The sequence below is a fragment of the Thalassoroseus sp. genome (genome assembly GCF_984380535.1).
Genome location: NZ_CFHRBF010000015.1, coordinates 123,654 through 145,443 on the forward strand (window position 1 = coordinate 123,654; position 21,790 = coordinate 145,443).

Below are 21,790 nucleotides of genomic sequence, written 5' to 3' on the forward strand. Positions count from 1 at the left end.
GGCGGCTTTTTTTGTGATGATGCTGTTTTTTCGATCGTGGTTTCGCGTGCCATTGCCGAAAGAATTCGGGGGTGACACGGTCGTCACGAAGAATTAATATCCCGCGCTTCACTAGAACGACGCGCGGGCATTGTTTCATGGACGAAACGCCATGCGGACACGATGGATATTCACCATTTTAGCCATTCTTGCCACTCTACCGATGGCAGGCTGTGCCACGTCGACCGGGAACGGAGCTTTGTTTGGCTCCGGTCTGGGGGCGACGACGGGGGCAATCATCGGTAGTGCAAGCGGCAACGCGGGCAATGGGGCGTTGATTGGAGCTGCAGCCGGTGCGCTCAGCGGAGCGTTGGTTGGAAACGCTGAAGACAGTGCCCGTCAACGTGATGCGGCTTGGGCGCACGCCTATCAAATGGAACAACAACAGGTCGCGGCGCGGGCTGTGACAAACGCCGACGTTGTGACAATGACGCAAAATGGTCTTAGCCAGGACGTGATTATCAACGCGATTCGCACCCGCGGCGGGCAGTTCGATACCAGTCCAAACGCTCTCATTTGGCTGAAGAACAGCGGCGTTTCCGATGCGGTCATCGCGACCATGCAAGCGGGCGGACCGCCGATCACACCGGTCACGACGACCACCGTCCTGCCACCACCGCCGATCCATAGCCCGGAAGTTATCGTTGTCGAACCACACCCGGTACCGATCGTCGTCCACCCGCCGCCATTCTGCCATCATCCGCCTCGTCGCTGGCGTCCCTATCGCCGGCATGGCCACAGTGCCCACCTACATATCGATCTTTAGGTGGCGAATGTCCATGCTGTCGGTCTTCACATCGAGGCGTTCAACGAAACGTGTCGGTATGGTGTTTCGAGGATGAGCAGACACATCACAGTCAGATATAACCGACCGGCCTTTTCGCCGTACTCGTAAGGATCGCCCGCGGGGATCGGTGACCAACTGCCCCGCGTCGCACGACCGCCACCAGTAAACTGATGGTCGAGAATCTCCGTCGCCGTCCGTTGGTACCATTCTGTGAAGCGGTCGTCGTTTAAGTTGTGTAGCACTTGGCCCGTGTAATACCACGAATAAACATTTCGTTTGCCCCCGGTCCACACCGGTTCGTTCGGTGGTGAGAGCAAGTAGTCGACGCCGCTGCCAAGTGCCGGTTCTTTCTGCGTCCAGCCGAAGTACTGGCGACAAAGCAGCCCTGCTCCGGTCATTGCATAAGTCGCATCCCACCCGGGTCGCGGTTCGTACTTGTACCGTGCCCCGTCTTCGAGTTGCACTAAATCCAGAAACTTGTGTCCTCTTTGGAATGGTTCGGACGGCACACGCAAGTTTGCCACGCGAGCGGTGTGTAGTGCCATCAGTGCCCAACCAGTGACGGACAAATCCCCGACCGATTGTTCATCCTGCGGCTGATACTTCCATCCCCCTTCGATCGGTTGCTGACTTTCCAGCAGAAAGCGAATGCCCCGTTCGGCTGGATCGATGAGTTTTCGGTCGCCGGTCATCGCGTAGGCTTCGCAAATTGCGATTAATGCCTGCGAGTGCGCGTAGTAAGCGGTTTGACGACCGAGTTCGTCCCAGTCGTGAAAATCGCCGTTTGGCTTTTGCGTATCGATCAGCCAATTCAAGCCTCGTGCCACGGCATCGCGTGTGGATTCATCATCGGCGTTCACATGAGTTTGACCATGGCCCAGGAATGCGAGAAGTGCTAACGCAGTCGCACCGGTATCGGTTTTCAGCACGACTTCGCTTGCGTTCGGGTACCCGGTATGGAGCTGCCAATTTCCTTCAGGTTGCTGATGGCGTTTCAACCAGTTCAGACCGGCCGTCACCGCTTCGTCGATGCGTTCGGCTCCTTCAAATTTTGCGAGCGTTTCGCGGCGTTTGTCCTCCGAGCGTTGTGCGAGCAATTCCTTGACGTTGGCCAGTGCCGGAGTTGAACTTGAGAGTTTCGACTCATCATCCAATTTTTGCGATGGGTTTCTGGTGGGTGGGGAGGTCGCATTGGCATTGAAATCGAGTCCCTTGAGCTCCACAGTCCCTGTTTCTTTGGGTTCGACGACCACATCGGTTTGTTCGCGTTCGGTGATCCATCCGCCCTTGATCTCGATTCGTGTTTGATCGAGCAAACTGATCTTGAATAGCCAAAGAATGCCGAGCAAAAGAGCGTGGGCGGCCAAGCTGATACCGAGTGCTGGTAGGCTGCGTTTGGTTTCCTTTTCGAACGATTCGGTGAATGTGTCTTCGGTACGGAGCAAATCATCGGGATCGAGTCGCACACGAACACGTTTGGGGTTTGTCCCGGTCGGTGCCCCGCCGAGCGTCTTCTGCACACGACGAAGTTCGCGTTCGCTGAGCCGAGTGGATGTGAAATGGCCGAGGTCTTGTTGAGTGATCGTCGCATCTTGGTAGTCGTGGCCGAGGCCGATGGCGATCAGTTTCCACGCAAGCACGACCAATCCCGCGACAATCAGACCGACAGCCAATGGCCCGGTGTACGTGGAGAATCGATCCGCCAGCACGAACGCCCCGAACCCGGTCACCAGAACCCCGTAGAGTCCTGCGGACATCCAGCCAATGTTCGTTGCGGAGTAGCCAAGTCCGACCATGACTGCGAACAACAACACAACGACGCTGGTCTGCAACGGTCCCGCCGATGCAACGGCCATGCCGGTGGCGATTGTCAGTGCGATCAGTAAAGCGGTCCCCAAACCGATGAGAAGCGAATTGCGTTGGGGGCTGGCAACAGGGGCACGCTGTTGTGTGGGCGTAGAAAATTGAAGGCCGCGGATTTCTTCCGCCGGTTTCCAACGAGATTGGTCGCGGCTGATCTCGTCGGTCGGTTGTAGTTGTCCGTCACGCGCCATGCGTTGTAAGTCGGACGCGGCGAACGGTCCACGCACGTTGTTGGCGGAGCGAACCCAAAATTCATGCGGCATTCAAACACCCTGGACCGGACCGGTTGCGGGTTTGCGGGAGGTGAAAGCCTTCAGTCTATCGGCGAACGAAAGAAGTGCCAACGCTTACACGTCGAGGCCGATCATCCGCATGAGTTCCAACGCATTACTTTTCTGAACCACGCCCGGCCGAATTTGATAATCGAATGTCATCTCGCCGTCTTCGATGTGGTCTTCGAAATGCGCATTCTCCGCCGTGCCATCGAGTTCCTGCACGATGTCCGTAAGTGCCAAGTCGTGCGTTGTGACAAGCCCGATCGCACCTTTCTCGATCAGTTTCTTAATCACGCCTTCCGATCCGACGCGACGGTCGTGAGAATTCGTGCCTTGCAAGATTTCGTCGAGGAGAAACAGTAACGGCCGATCACCCTCGGCCAAGTCCACAACGGCTTTTAACCGTCGTAGCACCGAGTAGAACAGCGATCGCCCGTCTTGGAGCGAGTCGCTGATTCGCATCGCTGTGCCCACCTGCAACGAAGACAACTTCAGCGATTTCGCTCGGACCGGTCCGCCCGCAAGTGCCAAGACGACATTCGTCCCAACGGTCCTCAGCAACGTGCTCTTACCGGACATGTTCGAACCGCTGATCAGCACCAGTTGCCGATTCTCGTCCAACTTCAAATCGTTGCGAACGCACTCCGCGTCCGGGAGGAGCGGGTGTCCCAACGCGACCCCATCGAACACGAGTCCCTCGGATGTGACCGTTGGAAAGGGATCGTCGGGTCGTTCATAACTGTGCCCCGCCAGCGAGGTCAGAGCTTCGAATCGACCAACGACATCTAACCACTGAGGAATATGCGAACCGACGTCTTCCCGCCACTTTTCGATGGCATGCACGAGATGTAACGGCAAACACAAAACGAAGGCAAACGGAAAGAAAAACTGGTTTTGCAAACTGTTGTTCAACCAACCGGTCAATCGACTCAATCTGGCGATCTGTGCCGACGGCGGCAGATGGTCGGTTTCCAGATCTTGACGACTTTTGACTAACAATTCGGACTCGAACTTTGATGCTTCAATGACGACTAGCACGTCGGACAAGATCTGGAGCCCGACGTTGCCGATGTCGACTGAGTCGAACACGCGGCGGATGGCTCGTGCAGAGCTGGCAACAAAGACGATCTCGAGTAGCAGCGGCGCCACAAAAAGCGACAAGCGGCTTCCAAAACCTAGCCAAAGAATCAAGCCGGTTAGTGTCGCGACTGATAGAACGATCGCCAGAATTCGACGCCAAGGTTCGATGGGGGCAGGCGGTTCCGTCGACCATCGCCGAAGTCGGTTCTGATCGAAGTCGTCGTGAACTTCCGCCCGGAGTAATGCGAGTTCTTCTCGCAAATCCAGTCGCGGACTAAGTTCTTGCACACTTTGCTGACGCTGTTCAATTTCTTGCGGATCGGCTGGCGACAACAGCCATTTCGCCAGTTCATCTTCCCCTAAACGAGTCCGTGCGCGACAAATCAACTGAAACAGCGACCCATCCCCGAACAAGTCCAAATCGCCCGAGTAGACATGGTTCGCGTCCCGGTAGCGTTCGCCGGCAACGCCGGTTCCAAACCAGTCGTCGTCGAGTCGTTTCATTGCGAGTTCGTAATAGGTGACGGCAAGCCGGGCCGCTTCCAAGCGTTTGAGAACACGAGCGTGCCACACGACCAATCCCACAAACACCGCAATAGGGAGCAGGATTAACGCGGGGGGTACGACTTCTTGAAAGACGAGAATCGTCAGCACGATTCCGGCAATGAAGACAATGCCACGCGCGGACGCAATCCGACCGTCGGTGACTTGCAAGGCCGATACAACGGCGGCTCGCGATTGCAATCGGTCAGAGTATTCGTTGCGGGGCGTGGTTCGCAGTGTGTCCGGCATACGTTCTAACAATTGGAGCAGCAATTCCGGGTGTTCGCCTGCAACTTCTAACGAAAAACCGCCCGGTGGACCAGTCCACACCGCGAAGAAGTTTCTCTGACTTCGCCAAACTAACTACCGGAGGACGATTGCGGACGGAATCGATAGCCAACACCGCGGACGGTTTCGACGCAGTCCGCATACGGTCCGAGTTTCTGACGCAACGAGCGAATGTGGACATCGATCGTGCGTTCCAATGCGTTGGCATCTTCACCGCGACTTTTGTCCATCAGCTCATGTCGAGTGAAAGGCCGGCCGGGTTGCCGGGCCAACTCCCAGAGCAGTCGAAACTCCGTCGGCGTGAGCATCACCTCTTCACCGTCGATCCGACATTGATGATTCAACTTGTCGATTTCGATGCCATCGACGGCGACTTTATCGACATTCGTGGAGTCGCTCGCTGGGCGTCGCAGAAGCGCTTTGATTCGATGAATCAACGGCTTCATTTTGAACGGCTTGGTGACGTAATCATCGGCTCCCATGTTGAACCCGACAATCTCGTCGATTTCTTCGCTGCGGGCGGTGAGCATCAGCACGCGGATATGCTGTGTTTTGGGGTCGCTTCTGAGTTGACGACATACCTGCAACCCATCGGTGACCGGTAACATCAAATCGAGAATGATGAGATCCGGCAACTCCCGCTGTGCTTTTCGCAATCCATCTTGCCCATCGGTCGAACTGACGACAACGAAACCTTCATGCGTCAGGTTGTACGTCAGAACCTCCACGATCGAGCGTTCGTCCTCGATCACCAGAATTTTTTGCTTGCTCATGTCTTTACTGGCACGGGGGGCTGAGGTGGGTTCAATCTTGGTGTTTGTTATCATTGGTCGAGTACTCGGACGGCGGTTTGTGGCGGATGATCTCTCCCTCGACGAGATAGACGACATCCTCCGCAATGTTGGTGGCGTGGTCGGCAATGCGTTCGATATGGCGAGATGCCGAAAACACATGCATCGCCGGATCGATCAGGTGAGGTTGTTGCCCCATGATTTTCAGCAATCCGTCGATCATCTCTCGATTCATCTGATCAACGAAATCGTCTTCGGAGCAAACTCGTCTGGCAACTTTGGTGTCGAGTTCCACATAGGAGTCGATGCTGCGATGGAGCATGTCCAGGGCAACCTGGGCCATTGTTTTCAGCTTCTCCGGGACATGAAGTTCCGGGTAGCCGATCAACCCGCAGGCCCGTTCGGCAATATGTACTCCCAAATCCGCGACACGTTCCAATTCCGCGGTGATCTTCATCACTGCCATAATCCGACGCAAATCAATGGCAACCGGTTGGTGCAACGCCAGGATTTTCAGGCATTCTTCTTCGATCTGAACGTCCCAAGCATCGATCTTGAGATCCCGCTCGCGAAGTGTTTGCACACTTTCTTGATTAGGTTCGTTTAGACTGTCCACCGCTAGGTGAATCATGTCTTCCACCTGCGCGCACATCGAAAGAATGTCGCGGTGAATCGCTTCTAAATCTCGGATCAGGTGTATCGTCATGCTTCAGTCGCCGACAAGAAAAGAACAAAGGTTCCGTGGTAAGAGCTTAAACCATACTAGCGTCTTCTGGATTTGTGGTGGCCGCGAAAAACCTGGGTTTACGGACTACCACCTGACAGAATCCGCTACGGTGAAACGTGAACTGCTCTCGTTGGAATGTTCTATTCATAATCGCAGACGAGGAGAAAAACACAAGGGCCGATGGGGCTGGCATAACGCCTGGTCCAATGACGGCCCGAATGCGAACGCCGATAACTTAGACGGAAACTGTTAATTTTCTGCGAGCGAATGGTGTGGATTCGCCCGACCTTCAAAATTCGCTACCATTGATCACCGCAATCGGGTGTGATATCTCTACGCCTGACTTCGACTACAATCGAAATTTCATACGGCGGTAACAGACGAGCTTTGAAATTGGCTCTCAACTGCAAAACATTTCGGCATTGACGATTATCCCCGGCCTTTCCAACTGATTTGATACCGAGCGTTTCGATCAGTCGGTTGGTGTCGTGAGAAGGAGCGGAAAATGAAGTTGTTTGAAGGAAAAAAAGGTCTGGTTTTTGGTATCGCCAACGACCGGTCCATTGCCTGGGCCATCACGGAGGAATTGCACCAACACGGTGCGGAAATGGGCTTCACACACCTGCCCGACAAAGACCCCTCACGACCGAAGAACGAAAATCGACTTCGAAAACTTGTCGATCCGATCGGTGCGAAATTCGCAATGCCATGCGACATTCAAAATGCCGAAATGGTTGATGCCGTCTTCGATCAGGCCAAAGAATCGTTCGGCAAGATTGACTTCATTTTGCATTCGATGGCATTCGCAGCGATCGATCAACTGAAGTGCCCTGTCTATGAGGTTTCCCGCGAAGGGTTCTCGCTCGCCATGGATATCAGTGCGTATAGCCTGATCGAACTGGCTCGTCGCGGGCGGGAGATTCTCAATCCGGGCGGCAGTTTGCTTGCGATGACATATCTCGGCGGCGAAACGGTGATTCCCGGTTACAACTTGATGGGCATCTGCAAAGCCGCTTTGGAAAGCACGATGACCTATCTCGCCAGCGAACTGGGACCGGAAGGTTTCCGCGTCAATGCGTTGAGTGCCGGTCCGCTGAAAACGTTGGCAGCGTCGGCCGTGGGTGATTTTAGCCAGATGGTCAAGCTCTACGAAACCTTCTCGCCGATGCGTCGCAATGTCACGCATAGCGAAGTCGGCAAAGCGGGCGCGTTTCTCTTGAGTGATATGGCCTCCGGCATCACCGGAGAAACATTGCACGTCGATTGTGGCTACCACATCATGGGCGCACCCCCAGTCGACGCCGAGGAAGCGTAACGGCCGGTTCTTCGAACCGTCGCCACCTCGGCAGACCGACCGCATGCGGTCGGTTTAGGCGGGGAGTAGGTCAGGCTGTGCCTGACGGATTCCATTGAAATGTCAGGCACAGCCTGACCTACAATTACGATCGTGAATTCACAGTACGCCCAGACGTTCGCCGAGTTCTTGGAGGACGGCGATGTCGCTTTCGGGACGGGTGGGGCTGTCGGGATGAGTCTGATTGGTTTGCGTCCAACCGCGAAGTTTTAGGAACTGAGCGGCAGAGTGTTTATAGCCGGCTCCCGGGGCACGGAACGTGAAGTAACCCAGGTATTGCAGCTGATCGTTAAGTTCATAGAACGCGGGATCGCCGGCTTCCCACATGCCATCCCGTTTGGCGAACAAATCCGGCGCGAACGTGCTGAGTCCGAGCAGGTAATCGCTGCCGTACATGATCATGTCGATCGCGAAGTCGTTGCCGGTATAGACGGTGAAGTCCGGCCGGTTCTTGTCGCGAAGTTGCAGACGTTCCCACTCGGGTTCCCGATGGAATGACGAATGTTTCGCCCCGATGCACTGCGGAATGGCCATCATGCCGGCATACGTTTCCAGATCGTACACTTTGCCGAACGGTGCCAAGTCCTGCGTGAGTTCAAACCCCAGGAATCGATCCACACTTCCCGCGAGTGCCTGGTATGACTCGACGATCTCCGGGCCGGCTTGTTCGATCAACCCGAACGACTGGAACACGACCGGCAAACCGCCGTATTCTTGAATCGTGGTCATTTCTCGGGCGTAGATGTCGAAATTGAATTGGTCGCCCGGTTGGTCTTTAACGAATGCTCCTGCGACAAAAGACTCCCCGGACAACACTTCACGGGTCTGCTTTAAAACATCGAGTTTCGTTTGCCCGTCAAGCAGGTGCGTGTAACCGGTGTCCATGTTGACGGCCGGGGTCAGTCCGGCATTCATGGTTCGCTCGACATGGGCGTTGAAACTTTTCCAGTCGACCTCGCCGGAGTCAAGAAAAGGCAACAGAATCGCAGAAATCCCCGAGACTTTACGAATGGGTTTGATCATTTGAGTGGGATCAATCGCAGCAGATTTCATCAGTCAATAATTCCTCGAAGTTCAAGTTTACGGTCGCCAAAGTCCTAAGTAGTGCATTACGAGATCCTCCACGATGGGCGAAGATTCCATTAGCCAACTTAACGGTTGGTAAAGCACACCGATGATTTGTGCGGTTTGGTCGCTCATATATCCACGATCATACAACCACACGACAGGTCCCAAGCTCAGCGGCCAAAGCAACAGTATGATCGCTCCGAATGCGAGCACACCAAATACGCGACGTTGCGAAGGAGTCTTCTCCGGGGATGAATTCGTCATGGTTTCAGTCCGACGATTCAGGGAGTTGCAGCGGATCGCCGCCACGTCGCAAGCGAATCCAATTGACGGCACGATAAATTGCAGGTCGGCGGATGATCCACAATTCCAGTTCCCGTTTGCCGGGGAAATTCAGTAGTGAGATGCCAATCAGCATCGTGAGCAACCCTTGCCCGGGAAGTGCCAACATCATGATTCCGCCAAGCAGCAAAACGAGCCCCAGAACGTTCTTTGCGATTAAAAACGCATAACGCAGAAACGGGTGTCGGGCGGTGAATGCGGGTGCCTTTGGCTCTTCGGTGATGAAGTAGTCGGAACGTACCTTGGTAATTAAGAGTGGTACGAGGATCAGGCTCGCAATGAACGTGACCACCGACAAGATGGAGACCGTCCAAACGAACGTGGAGTGTTCGTCCATCCAATCCGTGACATTGAAGACCAGTTTTGACAACATTCCAACCCGCACCCCATTGAGGCTGACCGCAAATCACCTGCCAGGAAAAATCACTGCGAGTTCAGTGTAGCCAGGGAACGGGCGATTGCCCAGGAGAGCCGTTTTATAACGCTGACGGCCAACAGTGACGGGGGATTCGATCCCCGGTGCGACTTGTGAAACCAGGGATCGGAAGTACAGACCCGAAGAAAGTTTCCAAAATCTCTATTTATTCTAAAGATCGCAGTTTGACAGTTCGCTAGCGTGACCTAGGTTTGACGTGTCAGGCGGATTCAATCAAGCCTGGCGACGTAAACGGTTTCCTGAAAATGATTTAGGGGATCGGCTTTCGAACGTTCGATCGACATCTGTTTGATAGTCGTTTGAGAGATCATTCTGTGGATAAACCTCGCGGTGAGGTTTTTCGGGTCGCGGTGTCCAGTGAGTCGGAGGGTCAGCCGTCTCGCTAAGGTCCGCAAACAGGTCGTACCCCAATTGGGGTGACACAAGTCCAGAAAGGGCAACTCATGAAGAACATCCTCAGCAGTGTCAAACAATTCCTGGTCTCCGAAGATGGCCCGACGGCCGTCGAATACGCCGTCATGCTGGCGTTGATCGTCATCGTCTGCTTGACAGCGATTGGTGAAATCGGCACCAACGCCAACACCAAATTCGAAGGTGTTCGCGACGCGTTGACATAATCGACTGAATCGACGCGATTCATTCGAAGCCAGCCGGCCCGCTGGTTGTGTCAGACAAGTTGCGGGGTCAACGGGTTGGGCCGCCCGATGGAGTTCTTTCGGACTCCATCGGTCGGCCTCCCTTTACGTCTATTCGTCTTTGAACTTCCTTTGAAACTCTACGACGGAGATCTCCGGTATGTCTGCGTTTTGGATCGATTTCTCGACACTTTGGCAACTCTCGCCTGTGTTTGTTGCGGTCACTCTTTGGTTGGCATCGCTGATGTTCGGTCGCGGAACCGCTTGAAAGCTTTCTCACGTCAACGGGCCAGACAGTGAGGACCGCCGCCGTCGACATTACGGTGGCCGTCCCCGGTGTCTTGCGACAATTCCGAGTAACTCCCCTCCAGCCATGCGGCCTACGGCCGACGTGCGGTACTTGCAGACGCAATCAACGCGGAACGCCCTTTGGCTTCCCGGAAACCGTCGAGAGAACCATGCGATGGCGAAATGATTGAATAGAAAGGCGGCAGACAATGGACTGGCAAGCTCTCTTGACAGAGAACATGCACGTAAAGTTCGTCGCGGTCGTGTTGATCGTGGCGGCTTGGATCGACGGCAAGGAACTGCGTGTTCCCAATTGGTTGACGTATTCCATGGTCCTCAGTGGACTTGTCTATAACACCGTTGTCGGTGGATGGGGCGGTCTTTGGTTTGCGTTTCTCGGGATGATCGTGGGGTTGCTCACGCTTCTACCATTGTATTCCGTTGGCGGAATGGGCGCGGGCGACGTCAAACTCATGGCGGGGATTGGTGCTTGGCTGGGTTCCTACATTACCTTCTATGCCTTCGTGGCGACGGTTGTCGTCGGTGCGGTCATGGCTGTTCTCATGGTGCTCTATAAACGAGGTTTTCAAAAGCACTATGCACAGTTTTTGATGATCATGAACGAGTGGATGACCGTCCGAAACCCTGCGGAACTCTCGAAAATCGCCAAGGAACGCAAGCCAACCATGTTCCTGTTGCCATACGGCATTCCGATTTGCATCGGGTCGATTGGCTACTTCTGCTACGCCGGCTTGTTGTATTGAGACTTCAGCCGTTCACTCGTTCACGGCCCGTTCGGGTGAAACGGTCTTTTCGGCCCACTCTACTTTGTATCGATTGAGAGTCTTCCTATGAGAATGAAATCCTTTGTCCTATTGGCCTTCTCGGTCAGCATGGGACTCGTCGGCGTCGTGCTGGCCAATAAATACGTTTCCAAGGATGGCCCTGCGGAAGACGAATACGGACAGGTTCTGGTCGCGTTGGCAAACATCCAACCCGGTATTCCGCTTAATGGAGACAATGTCGCCTTCCAGAAATGGCCGATCGACGCCATTCCGCCGGGAGCCGTCACCTCAGAAGAGCAGTATGCCGATCGCTCTCTGAAAGCTGCCGTCGTTGCCGGCGACCTTGTGTTGGAAGCCAAGCTGAACCAACCGGGCATGCACGGAGCTTCGTTGGAGATTCCTGAGGGCATGCGGGTGGTTTCGGTGCCGGTGGATGCGACCAAGACTCACTCCGGTCTGATTCAAGCCGGTGACCGGGTCGATGTGTTGGTAACTTACAAAATCCGCACCGAGCGTGGGATGTCGAACAAGACCAAAACCATCTTGGAATACATCGAGGTTTTCGCGTCTGATAGCGTGCGTTCATCCGCTGTGACAGAAGAAACCGAACACGTCGCCAAGAACATCTCTTTGTTGGTCGATCCGAACCAAGCCAATCTGGTGATGCTTGCCCAGAACAAAGGACCGATTCACTTGGCATTGCGGAACAAAATGGATCAGGGCACTGTCCAAACGGAATCGGTCGACGATGCGATCTTCGAAGACTCCGGGACCAGCATGGGCCGCTTGAATGAAGACATGTTCGGCGAGACGGACGACGCGAACCCGGTCGCTTCGTCAGCCATGAGCGTTCAGGAAGCACTGAAAATGGAACTCGAGCAGCAACAAGAACCGGCTGCTCCGGCGCCGGCCCCTTCGACCGAACCTGCCCCCGTCGTCCAGGAAAAATGGAAGATTGAGATTTTTTCCGGCAATGATCATCGGGTCGAAGAGGTTGATTTGGATTCGAATGAAGAAGATTTGACGGAAAATGGGGTTGCAGCGGACATGCCGAAAGTTCCGACCCTCTGATAGACGATAGAGTTGGATAACGGGCCGAAAAACCGTTTATTGATCTTGACACTTGCTCTAGGGTGTTTTTGACCACCCCACGAGTAAGTGTTTTGATCAATTTCCCATCTCCGGCTCTGGCGGAGCCGAAATCCAGCCAGCGTTATTACCTGTCTGAGGTGCATGGATGCAGAGAAAACCCGCGGACCCGCGTTGGGCACACACAACAGGCAACACAGACAGTTGCCTCACTAAACGGACACGGCTCCGCGTTACCGACCCTGGCGTCACTCGATTCGTGACCCGTTGGACGCTCGCCGTTGCGGCGATTCTGGCGACTCCCATGGTTGGATTCGCCCAGCCGGCGGAAGTCGATCAATCGGTATCGTCGAACGATCCGGTGTTCGTCGTGAACAAACCGGAATCCCAGACTCAAATCACCGAGAAGTTTTCGAAGGTGATTCAACTCCCACAGCGGATTTCCCGCGTGGATGGGTTCGACCCGGTGGTCTTGAATGTCACCGCATTGTCGGCCACGAGTTTTCGGTTGCAAGCTCTCACGCCGGGCGTAACAACCGTGGTCTTCACCGATGAATTCGGTGCCGTCTACACGGTGGAAGCTTTCGTCGCAGGTGACGTGCGACACTTGCAGGCCTACATCGATCGTCTGTTTCCTGGCTCTGCCGTCAAAGCGGTCGCCGTTCAGGACAGCGTCGTGCTGCGTGGGTGGGTCACACGACCGGAAGAAATCACCAAGATCGTCGAGATCGCCGAGCGATTCTACCCGCATGTGTTGAACCAAATGTATGTCGGTGGAATGCAGCAAGTCATCTTGAAATGTCGGGTGATGGAAGTTCAACGATCCAAAATCCGCCAGTTGGGGATGAACTTCCTGTACGTCAACGACAACGGCTTCGTCGGTTCAACGCCGGGAACGCTGGTTCCACTATCGAACTCGACCGCGAACTTCACCGGTAACGGCGCTGGTGGACAGGGGCTAGAGATCCTGAACACCGCGTTGAGTTCGTTGTCGCTCGCCGGCGGGATTGTCGACGACAACAATATCTTCCAAACCTTCTTGGATGCGTTGAAACAAGAACGACTCCTGAAGATCTTGGCGGAACCGACACTCAACACCACCAACGGTCGGCCGGCTCAGATGTTGGCCGGGGGTGAGTTCCCGATCGTGGTGCCACAGTCTCTAGGGACAACCACAATTGAATGGCGGGAATTTGGTGTCCGCATGGAAGCGGTTCCCACGATCCTTGGTGCGGGACGCGTCCGATTGGAACTTCAACCGGAAGTCAGCGAACGAGACTTCTCGAACTCCGTCAACATCAACGGTTTCACCGTCCCAGGTTTGACGACTCGTCGTGTGAACACACAGGTGGAAATGAAGTTCGGCCAAACCTACATGTTGGCCGGTCTGCTTTCTCTACGACGGACAGCCACTACCAGTAAGATTCCGTTCCTCGGTGAGTTGCCTTGGATTGGAGCCGCGTTCCGCCGAGTCCAATATGACGAAGGCGAAACCGAGTTAGTGATTCTTGTCACCCCCGAGTTGGCTGGCCCGCTCGATCCATATGAAGTTCCCGCCGGCGGACCTGGCTTGAGCACAGACGTTCCGACCGATCGTGAACTGTACCGTGATGGCTTCATCGAAGTCCCGAACTATGGCGGAGTGTGTCCAGATTGTGAACCGACCGGAGCCGGCGTGCCGTTCAGCCGCATGCACTACTCCGGTGCGGAAATGGGCGACGCAGCGATGCGTGCTGCTCCTGTGATGGAACCGGCCCCGCAACCGATCGGACCGTCGAATCCGGTCTACGAACCAGCGATGGAGTCCGCACCGGCACAACTCCCGGCCATGGAACCGACAGGAACCGTGCAACCCGTCCATCCGCAACCGGATTCGGCATTCGAGTTGCCAAGACTTGGTGTCCCAACGCCGAACGACGCCGTTCAACCGCCACCACTTCCGACGACACAACGTCAAGGTCGTCCGAATTGGCAGCCGACAAATCAGTCTCCGGTCGTTCCTGCCGGCAACCAGTATGCAACGCCCCAGCGGCGAGGTTTGATCACTCCCCAATAAGCGAAACGTTCGCGGTTCCGCCGATCCATCGCCGATGACGTGCCCACGTCATCGGCTTTTTTCGTTGGGAACGAGGAATTGCAAAGTCGGTTCCTGCACAAAACTCAAGACGTCCTTTCACATGATTCGGGTTCGCTGCAAATTCTCGACATCAATTTGATCCACGATGACATTCATAAGCTATGTTTAGGATAACCAATTCATGAGATCCCTACGGTTCCGGCTGCATTTAGTGCGCGTCGGGATTGGGATCTTGGCGGTTCTCGCCGATTTCGCATTCCGATCAACACACGTTTGGCAGATCGTCGATATCGATTTGGTGAGAGAACACGGTTTACCTGGGAATGGACGGACTTCAAAATGAACAACGTTGTGCGTGTCGCGATTGTCGACCCCAATGATGCAACCCGCGCCTCGTTGAAGAACTTGTTGTTGGGAATCGATCAGGTTTGGCTTGATGCTGATTGTTCCCGCTACGAGTTTTTCTCCGATGTCGTCAGTCAATCACACCCCGACATCGCTCTGGTTTGTTTGGATAGCGATCCAACCAAGGCTCTTGCGTTGGTCGGCCAACTCACCCGTGATATGCCTTCGACGAACGTGCTCGTGGTCAGTAAGTCCAACGAAGGCAGCGTCATTCTGCAAGCGATGCGAAATGGTGCCAAAGAGTTCCTAAGTTCGCCGCTCAATTTGGATGACTTTCTTGCGGCCCTTGATCGTATCAAACAAACATTAGGCAAAGGCAATAGCGACGGAGCGGTTCGCGGAAGCCAAGTCATTACGGTTGCTGGGGTCAGTGGCGGTGTCGGATGCACGAGTTTGGCGATTAATCTGTCCTGTATTCTTGCGAAGAATCCAGCGAATAGCGTTGCCTGTATCGACTTGGACTTCGCTCTCGGCGACGCCGACGTCTGGCTCGACATCATCCCCGATTACACGATTCAAGACGTCTCCGAAAATATCTCTCGGCTCGACTACTCATTGCTCAAACGCTCGTTGACGAAACACGAGTGTGGTGCGTTCTTGTTGCCGCGACCGGTGCATTTGGAAGAAACGCCGATCATGTCGCCTGAACAAATGCGGCGGGTGATCACACTGCTGAAAGCCACCTTCACACACCTCGTCATCGATGTGACAAAAACATTCGGCCCACTCGACTTGGCCGCGATGGAGGCTTCCGATGCAACATTGTTGGTCACTCAACTTGACTTGCCAAGTTTGCGGAATGCAGTACGGCTTCTTCAGTTCTTCGATGGACTCGAAACGTTCGGCGATCGAGTACAAGTCGTGATCAACCGGTTGGGTCTGGAAGAATCACAGATCAGCTTGAGCAAAGCCCTGGAAACACTGGGTCGAGACATCTCGTTCGAGGTTCCCAACGATTACGCCACGATGGTCGACTCGCGGAACAACGGAATCCCGCTGATCCAGAAAGCCCCGAAAGCAAAGCTCACCAAGGCCATCGAAAAGATCGCACGGGCGTTTGACAGCACTGCCGAAGAGGTTGCCCCCGAGGACGACAAAAAAGCTCGCAAAGGGCTGTTCGGCTTATTCGCAGGTGCGAAGTAATTCGGTCATACGGAGAACTCTCGAAGTGTTTCGAGAGTTCGAAAATGGATGTCGACGATATCGTCGATGTTCGGTGAATATCCGCCCGCCATGCAGACCGCAACCGGAATGCATCGTTGTCGACAACTCTGGATCACAAGCCGATCGCGTTTTGCCAAACCGTCTTTGGTTAAGCAAAGTCGCCCGAGTGAGTCGTCACGGTAAGGGTCTGCCCCGGCAACGTAAATCACCAGTTCCGGTTGCGATTTCGATAGCGTTTGCTCAACGCCCGATTTAAGGGCCGCCAAGTATTCGGCGTCTTCAGTGGCATCGGGCAGACCAATATCGAGATCGCTTTGCTCCTTCCGGTGCGGCCAATTCTTTTCACCGTGGATCGAAAACGTGAAAATTGACGGGTCATTCGTCGCCATCACGGCCGACCCGTTGCCCTGGTGCACGTCGCAGTCGATGATCGCGATCCGCTGCACGCGTCCTTCCGCTTGCAGTACCCGAGCCGCGACGACGGCATCGTTGAACACACAGTAACCTTCGCCCCGGTCCGCGAACGCATGATGCGTGCCACCGGCGAGGTTCCCACCGGCACCAAATTCCATCGCCGATCGACACGCCGCGATCGTTCCCCCCACCGAACGCCGTGACCGTTCGACCAAGCCACGCGACCACGGAAAACCAATTCGCTTGACCTCCTGTCGAGTAAGTTCCCCCTCCGCCACCCGCCGGACGTACTCCGAATGATGAGCCAATTCGAGTTGATCATTCGTGGCGGCGTCCGGGACTCGCAAGTTCCCCGATTCCACGATGCGGGATTGCGAAACCCGTTGCCGCAGACGGGAATACTTCAACATCGGAAACCGATGGGTTTCAGGAAGCGGGAGCACAAAATGGTCGGTGTAAAACAACTGCACGATGAGATGATGTCAAAAGTGTTGAAGAATAATCGAGTCAAACCGGCAATATCGTAGTCACCTGATACCGTTTGACCATATCGGCGGCAGTTTCTCTCGTTGGACACTTGCACGTTACGCGTCGTCCGCTCAGACTGGATGGTCCGCCCATTTTAACACTTTCCGATATCAATAATTAAGACGCGAAGGACTCTGTCGATGCGTATTCCGATAGTCGTATTGCTCGCCGGCTTATTGTCCATGGAATCAGCCGAATTCAACCGGACGGTGTTTGCCGCCGGACCGGGGAATGCGGCGACAAATCTGGACGCCGTCGATGAGGATTTCAAGTTTCAGGGTGAGTTCAGCGGCCAAGGTGCGATTCAGCGAAACGGCAGTTTCGAAATCCAAAAAATGGGTCTACAAGTTGCAGCGCAGGGAAAAGGCGAGTTTATCGGAGTTGTGTATCTCGGCGGGCTGCCCGGCTCTGGTTGGGATCGGGAAACGAAGTTCAAAGTCCGTGGCAAACTACAGAACAACAAGGTTGAGTTGGCTGGTGACGGCCTGCAAGTTGTGGTGACCGAGTCCGATGCAAAATTTGCGTCGACGGAGAAACTCATGGTCGGCGAACTGGCGAAAGTGGAGCGTCACAGCCCGACACTCGGCAAACGCGCCCCATACAATGCCTTCGTCATTTTTGATGGAAGCACATCGAGTGAGTATTTGAAGAACGGCAAACTCGATGAGGAAGGCTTCCTGAAAGAAGGTTGCGAGATCGTCACACCTGCGAACGATTTTACTCTTCATCTGGAGTTCAAACTCCCGTATATGCCCGAAGCTCGTGGACAAGGCCGGGCCAATAGCGGCGTCTATATTCACAGCCGATATGAAGTGCAAGTTCTCGATTCATTTGCACTCGATGGGGTGTTTAATGAGTGCGGTGCCCTATACCGCTATCAACCGCCGAACGTCAACATGTGCTTGCCTCCATTGACTTGGCAAACTTACGACATCCTGTACATCGCGCCGCGGTTTGATGCTGAAGGCAACAAGATCAAGAACGCGGTCATCTCGGTGCATCACAACGGTGTGCCCGTGCAAGACCAGTTCGAAATCGAACGTGCTACCGGAGCTGGTCAGAGCGTTGGTGAAGGACCGAATCCGTTGCCGATCAAACTGCAGAATCACAGCAACCCGGTTCGTTATCGCAACGTTTGGATGGTCCCGCATCGCAATGTCGAAGCACCGGCCCCGTCGTTGGCAAAACGCTAGTCAAGCACCGCAAAGGTTTCACGGATGGCATTTCGGACGGTGCAAGTCGAACGGGCGTTGACGCATTTGAAGCAAGCCGACCCCGTGCTCGAAAGCGTCATCGATCGCGTTGGGCCGTTTACATTACGGGCCAAACGCGATCGTTTTGCGATGCTCGTGCGGTCAATTCTCTCCCAGCAGATTTCCACGAAGGCGGCGAATTCCATCCGGAATAAATTGCTGGCTCGATTGAAGCCGGCAACCCTCAACGCTGATTCGCTAAACGAATTGAGCGATGAAGATTTGCGGAGTGTTGGTCTCTCTGGCCAGAAGGTTCGCTATCTTCGAGACCTCATCGAACACGAGCAAACCGGGCGGATTCAGCTGCGGACAATCGGGCGACGCACGGATCAGGAAATCATCGCGGAACTTACCCAGGTCAAGGGCATCGGCGAATGGACGGCCCAGATGTTCTTGATCTTTTCGTTGGGGCGAATGGATGTGCTGCCGCACGCGGATCTTGGCATTCGCATGGCATTGAAGAATTTGTACGGTCTTGATGAACTGCCCAACCGGGTCGACGTGGAACAACTGGCAGCACCTTGGCGACCGTTTGCGACCATTGCAAGTTGGTATTGCTGGCGGAGTTTGGAACTTCCCTCGCCGATCGGTTCCGCGGAGTAAACTCGGATGCGGAAATGCACCGTGATGTTCGCGGGTGGCGGAACCGGCGGGCATCTGACGCCCGGCATTGCGGTCTCGGAGGAACTGGGGCGACGTGATCCATCCATCGACTGCATTTTTGTCGGTTCCGACCGGCCGATAGAACGCGAAATCATCACATCTGCCGGTTTCACACACGTCGCGTTGCCGGTACAAACTCTGAACGCCGCGGTTCGCAATCCGTTCCGCTTCGCGATTCGTTCGTATCGCGGGCTTCGGGAGTTGAGACGCGTCAGTCGCCATTATGATCCCGCTGTCGTCGTCGGTTTGGGCGGGTTTGCGTCGGGCTTACCGATCTGGTTTAGTCGAAGTCAGGGGATTCCGACAGTTCTCTTAGAGCAGAACATTGTCGCCGGGCGAATGACGCGGTTGCTCGCGAAGAACGCGGATGCAGTGTGCACCAGTTTTCCCGAAACCGACTTCAAGACGGCAAAACCCAAACGCGTCATCTGGACGGGAAACCCTATTCGAGCGGACATCGCTGCATTGCATTCCGACCACGCAAGATCAAAACGCCAAACGCTTCTGATTCTTGGTGGTAGTCAAGGCGCTACTGCCGTGAATGACTGTGTGGTATCGATGCTTCCGCACTTGAAGTCGCAGCTGACGAGTTGGGAAATCGTGCATCAAACGGGAGTCTGGGACGAAGACCGTGTGCGGATTCGGTACGAAGAACTCGGCATCTCGGCGACCGTTGCCGCTTTCTATTCAGATTTGTCGCCCTACTACGCAAATGCTGGTTTGGCCATCACGCGAGCTGGGGCGACAACGCTCAGTGAACTGGCATGTGCAGGTGTTCCGTCAATTTTGGTTCCCTACCCGACTGCCAAGGACGACCATCAACGAAAGAATGCCCGGTTCTTCGCGGATGCCGGAGCAGCCGAGGTGTGCGAGCAAGCAGCGGATCCGAAGGAATGGATCGAACTCACCCAACGGCTGTTGTGCGATTCCTCAGTGCGTGCCAAAATGCGTCAGGCGATGAAAGCGTTGGCTAAGCCGAATGCCGCGAGTCTCGTCGCTGATATTGTCGGGGAATTCCTTCCCGGCCGTTGATGATGCGGTCGGTTCAACCAATGGATTGTCGCTTGATGGAAATCATGGATCAGGACTTGTTGTTGGTCACCGGTGCCACCGGGCTTGTCGGAAGTCATGTCGTCGAGGAAGCTCGCAAACGCGGATTGAGAACCCGTGTCATCGTTCGCCCGACGAGTGACACTATGTTGCTACAGGAACTCGACGTCGAAATTGTGACCGGCGATCTCAGCGACGCTGATTCGTTGAAGGTCGCGATGGAAGGTGTGACGCTCGTCGTGCACTGCGCGGCGAAGGTGGGGGACTGGGGCCCGATCGCGGATTATCGCACTGTCAATGTGGGCGGCGTCAGAAACTTGTTGGCAGCGATCGAAGCAGCAGGAACATTGCGACGGATGATTCATGTCAGTTCGCTTGGCGTATATCCTGCGATCGATCACCATGGGACTGACGAAAGCACACCCATCAGCACGACCGGCATCGATGGCTATACCGTCTCCAAGGCGGAAACCGAACAAGTCGTACGTCAGCAGATCGATGACAACCGCTTACCCGCCGTGGTCCTTCGTCCCGGTTTCATCTACGGCCCCCGCGATCGCACCGTATTGCCACGGATTATGGAGCGACTAAAGTCAAAACAGTTTCGCTACCTGGGATCCCGGGACAAATTGATCAATAACACTTACGTCACGAATTTGGTCGATGCAATTTTCCTGGCGATGGAGATCGATGCTGCGGTTGGCGAAACATTCAACATTACCGATGGTCGGTTGGTGTCGAAGGAAGAACTGGTCGCGGGGATTGCGGAAGGATTGAATTACGATGTCCCCAATCGGACCGTGCCACTTCCGATTGCTAAGGGACTGGCTCGACTCCTTGAGGGAACGTACCGTTTGTTCGGTGCGAAACATGCGCCGATTCTCTCGAATGCCCGCATCAAGTTTCTGGGATTGAACTTGGATTACTCAATCGAGAAAGCTCGGCGGGTTCTTGGTTATGCTCCCGCAGTTGATTTCCAAGAGGGATTACAGAACACTCTAGAGTGGTACCGCAAGCATGATCTCGTGCCGTAAGCTCAACCGGTGCAATCCTGCGACCATCGCCGATCGAACCGAGTTTTTGAAAAGGGCCGACCTTACTGATGACACCCACGCCACCGGGCACGTCCGCCAAGCCAACTCATTCATCGTATCGGTCGGACCCCGACGACGGGCGTGGATGGCGAATCTATAACCGCATCGCATTCACATTGTTGATATACGTGCTCTCGACCGGCCCGATGTATTGGCCAATTTACGAAGCCTACAATATCGGCGGCCGTTCGATTGATCGTCTCGTTTATATCATCTATTACCCGATTGTCTTGCTTTGCGAGAACGAATGGATCGCCGGTTGGTTTGAGTGGTACGTCGGTATGTGGAACCCGTGAAATCTAACTTGGCGGATTGCGGTTCATTTCTTCCTCGTACTCCGCCTGCAGGCTTTTCATCGATTGCAACAAATCATAGGCGAACAAGACCGCAGAAACGTTTAGCCATAAGATCGCCATGAAAAGCAACCCCGCTTTGACGTGCCACCACTGAAAACCAAGTACGATCTCAATGACCGACAACATCACGATCGATCCGCTGAAACACACACTACAGCTGATCGAGACGATACTCGTACGCAAACGATGACAGCGGCGGTAGAGTAAGTGAAGGGACCAATTCTGCTGTTCCGACAGTTTCCGATCGTGTTTCAATGCTAGTAGAGAACGCGTGCGGTCCAAGCAATGGTGGTACCGGTTGACCAAGCTGAGCAACAATAACCCGATTCCAGATATCAATCCAATCGGCGCAATGGCCGAATTGATGAGTTCGTCGAAATTCATGGAAGTTCCAGG

The 21,790-nt window shown here is 54.7% G+C and carries 21 protein-coding genes; 12 read left to right on the plus strand and 9 right to left on the minus strand.

The genetic code is table 11. The annotated features are described in order from the left end of the window. Positions 1-151: 151 nt before the first annotated feature. Positions 152-805, plus strand: a complete 654-nt coding sequence (locus tag AC5DDB_RS20580; protein ID WP_491741644.1) for a YMGG-like glycine zipper-containing protein — start codon at positions 152-154, stop codon at positions 803-805. A 26-nt stretch (positions 806-831) separates the two neighbouring features. Here AC5DDB_RS20580 and AC5DDB_RS20585 read toward each other — a convergent pair whose 3' ends face one another. The 4 genes from AC5DDB_RS20585 to phoU form a co-directional block, all read right to left on the minus strand. Further along, positions 832-2,952: a prenyltransferase/squalene oxidase repeat-containing protein gene (locus AC5DDB_RS20585; protein ID WP_491741645.1), complete on the minus strand. Its 2,121-nt coding sequence runs from the start codon at positions 2,950-2,952 to the stop codon at positions 832-834. An 84-nt stretch (positions 2,953-3,036) separates the two neighbouring features. After that, positions 3,037-4,917 carry a MutS family DNA mismatch repair protein gene (locus AC5DDB_RS20590; RefSeq protein ID WP_491741646.1) on the minus strand — a complete coding sequence of 627 codons (1,881 nt, stop codon included), beginning with the start codon at positions 4,915-4,917 and terminating at the stop codon, positions 3,037-3,039. A 29-nt stretch (positions 4,918-4,946) separates the two neighbouring features. Beyond that, on the minus strand, positions 4,947-5,648 hold the full coding sequence (locus tag AC5DDB_RS20595; protein ID WP_491741647.1) for a response regulator: 702 nt from the start codon (positions 5,646-5,648) through the stop codon (positions 4,947-4,949). Between the two features lie 31 nt (positions 5,649-5,679). After that, the gene (phoU, locus tag AC5DDB_RS20600; protein WP_491741648.1) at positions 5,680-6,372 is read right to left on the minus strand and encodes a phosphate signaling complex protein PhoU; all 693 of its coding nucleotides are present in this window, start codon (positions 6,370-6,372) and stop codon (positions 5,680-5,682) included. A gap of 526 nt (positions 6,373-6,898) precedes the next feature. Here phoU and AC5DDB_RS20605 point away from each other — a divergent pair. Beyond that, entirely contained in the window at positions 6,899-7,708 is an 810-nt protein-coding gene (locus tag AC5DDB_RS20605) for an enoyl-ACP reductase FabI (protein WP_491741649.1), read from the plus strand. A gap of 138 nt (positions 7,709-7,846) precedes the next feature. On the opposite strand, the gene AC5DDB_RS20610 is transcribed toward AC5DDB_RS20605, so the two are convergent. The 3 genes from AC5DDB_RS20610 to AC5DDB_RS20620 are packed head-to-tail and all read right to left on the minus strand — an operon-like array spanning position 7,847 to position 9,530. Beyond that, on the minus strand, positions 7,847-8,800 hold the full coding sequence (locus AC5DDB_RS20610; RefSeq protein ID WP_491741650.1) for a dihydrodipicolinate synthase family protein: 954 nt from the start codon (positions 8,798-8,800) through the stop codon (positions 7,847-7,849). Between the two features lie 27 nt (positions 8,801-8,827). Beyond that, the gene (locus AC5DDB_RS20615; RefSeq protein WP_491741651.1) at positions 8,828-9,079 is read right to left on the minus strand and encodes a hypothetical protein; all 252 of its coding nucleotides are present in this window, start codon (positions 9,077-9,079) and stop codon (positions 8,828-8,830) included. A gap of 4 nt (positions 9,080-9,083) precedes the next feature. After that, entirely contained in the window at positions 9,084-9,530 is a 447-nt protein-coding gene (locus AC5DDB_RS20620; protein WP_491741652.1) for a PGPGW domain-containing protein, read from the minus strand. Between the two features lie 506 nt (positions 9,531-10,036). On the opposite strand from AC5DDB_RS20620, the gene AC5DDB_RS20625 reads away from it, so the two are divergent. The 5 genes from AC5DDB_RS20625 (at position 10,037) to AC5DDB_RS20645 (ending at position 16,015) form a co-directional block, all read left to right on the plus strand. Next, on the plus strand, positions 10,037-10,210 hold the full coding sequence (locus AC5DDB_RS20625) for a Flp family type IVb pilin (RefSeq protein ID WP_166824357.1): 174 nt from the start codon (positions 10,037-10,039) through the stop codon (positions 10,208-10,210). A gap of 515 nt (positions 10,211-10,725) precedes the next feature. Further along, positions 10,726-11,280, plus strand: coding sequence for an A24 family peptidase (locus tag AC5DDB_RS20630; protein ID WP_491741653.1), 555 nt, complete (start codon positions 10,726-10,728; stop codon positions 11,278-11,280). A gap of 87 nt (positions 11,281-11,367) precedes the next feature. Next, on the plus strand, positions 11,368-12,372 hold the full coding sequence (gene cpaB, locus AC5DDB_RS20635; protein ID WP_491741654.1) for a Flp pilus assembly protein CpaB: 1,005 nt from the start codon (positions 11,368-11,370) through the stop codon (positions 12,370-12,372). A gap of 166 nt (positions 12,373-12,538) precedes the next feature. Continuing rightward, the gene (locus AC5DDB_RS20640) at positions 12,539-14,446 is read left to right on the plus strand and encodes a type II and III secretion system protein family protein (RefSeq protein ID WP_491741655.1); all 1,908 of its coding nucleotides are present in this window, start codon (positions 12,539-12,541) and stop codon (positions 14,444-14,446) included. 360 nt (positions 14,447-14,806) lie between these two features. Continuing rightward, entirely contained in the window at positions 14,807-16,015 is a 1,209-nt protein-coding gene (locus AC5DDB_RS20645) for a CpaE/TadZ family protein (protein WP_491741656.1), read from the plus strand. A 5-nt stretch (positions 16,016-16,020) separates the two neighbouring features. Here the strand turns inward: AC5DDB_RS20645 and AC5DDB_RS20650 are convergent, their stop codons facing one another. Then, on the minus strand, positions 16,021-16,920 hold the full coding sequence (locus AC5DDB_RS20650; RefSeq protein ID WP_491741657.1) for a histone deacetylase family protein: 900 nt from the start codon (positions 16,918-16,920) through the stop codon (positions 16,021-16,023). A gap of 198 nt (positions 16,921-17,118) precedes the next feature. Between AC5DDB_RS20650 and AC5DDB_RS20655 the strand changes: the two genes are divergently transcribed. The 5 genes from AC5DDB_RS20655 to AC5DDB_RS20675 all read left to right on the plus strand — a co-directional run bounded on the left by AC5DDB_RS20655 (position 17,119) and on the right by AC5DDB_RS20675 (position 21,334). After that, a complete protein-coding gene (locus tag AC5DDB_RS20655; RefSeq protein ID WP_491741658.1) occupies positions 17,119-18,171 on the plus strand; it encodes a 3-keto-disaccharide hydrolase in 1,053 nt (350 codons plus the stop codon). Between the two features lie 24 nt (positions 18,172-18,195). After that, complete coding sequence (locus AC5DDB_RS20660; RefSeq protein ID WP_491741659.1) at positions 18,196-18,834, plus strand: DNA-3-methyladenine glycosylase family protein; 639 nt, start codon at positions 18,196-18,198, stop codon at positions 18,832-18,834. A 6-nt stretch (positions 18,835-18,840) separates the two neighbouring features. Beyond that, positions 18,841-19,926: an undecaprenyldiphospho-muramoylpentapeptide beta-N-acetylglucosaminyltransferase gene (gene murG, locus AC5DDB_RS20665; protein WP_491741660.1), complete on the plus strand. Its 1,086-nt coding sequence runs from the start codon at positions 18,841-18,843 to the stop codon at positions 19,924-19,926. A gap of 35 nt (positions 19,927-19,961) precedes the next feature. After that, positions 19,962-20,978, plus strand: a complete 1,017-nt coding sequence (locus tag AC5DDB_RS20670) for an NAD-dependent epimerase/dehydratase family protein (RefSeq protein ID WP_491741661.1) — start codon at positions 19,962-19,964, stop codon at positions 20,976-20,978. A gap of 68 nt (positions 20,979-21,046) precedes the next feature. Next, positions 21,047-21,334: a hypothetical protein gene (locus AC5DDB_RS20675; protein ID WP_491741662.1), complete on the plus strand. Its 288-nt coding sequence runs from the start codon at positions 21,047-21,049 to the stop codon at positions 21,332-21,334. A gap of 3 nt (positions 21,335-21,337) precedes the next feature. Here the strand turns inward: AC5DDB_RS20675 and AC5DDB_RS20680 are convergent, their stop codons facing one another. Further along, complete coding sequence (locus tag AC5DDB_RS20680; RefSeq protein ID WP_491741663.1) at positions 21,338-21,778, minus strand: DUF2721 domain-containing protein; 441 nt, start codon at positions 21,776-21,778, stop codon at positions 21,338-21,340. Positions 21,779-21,790 lie beyond the last annotated feature (12 nt).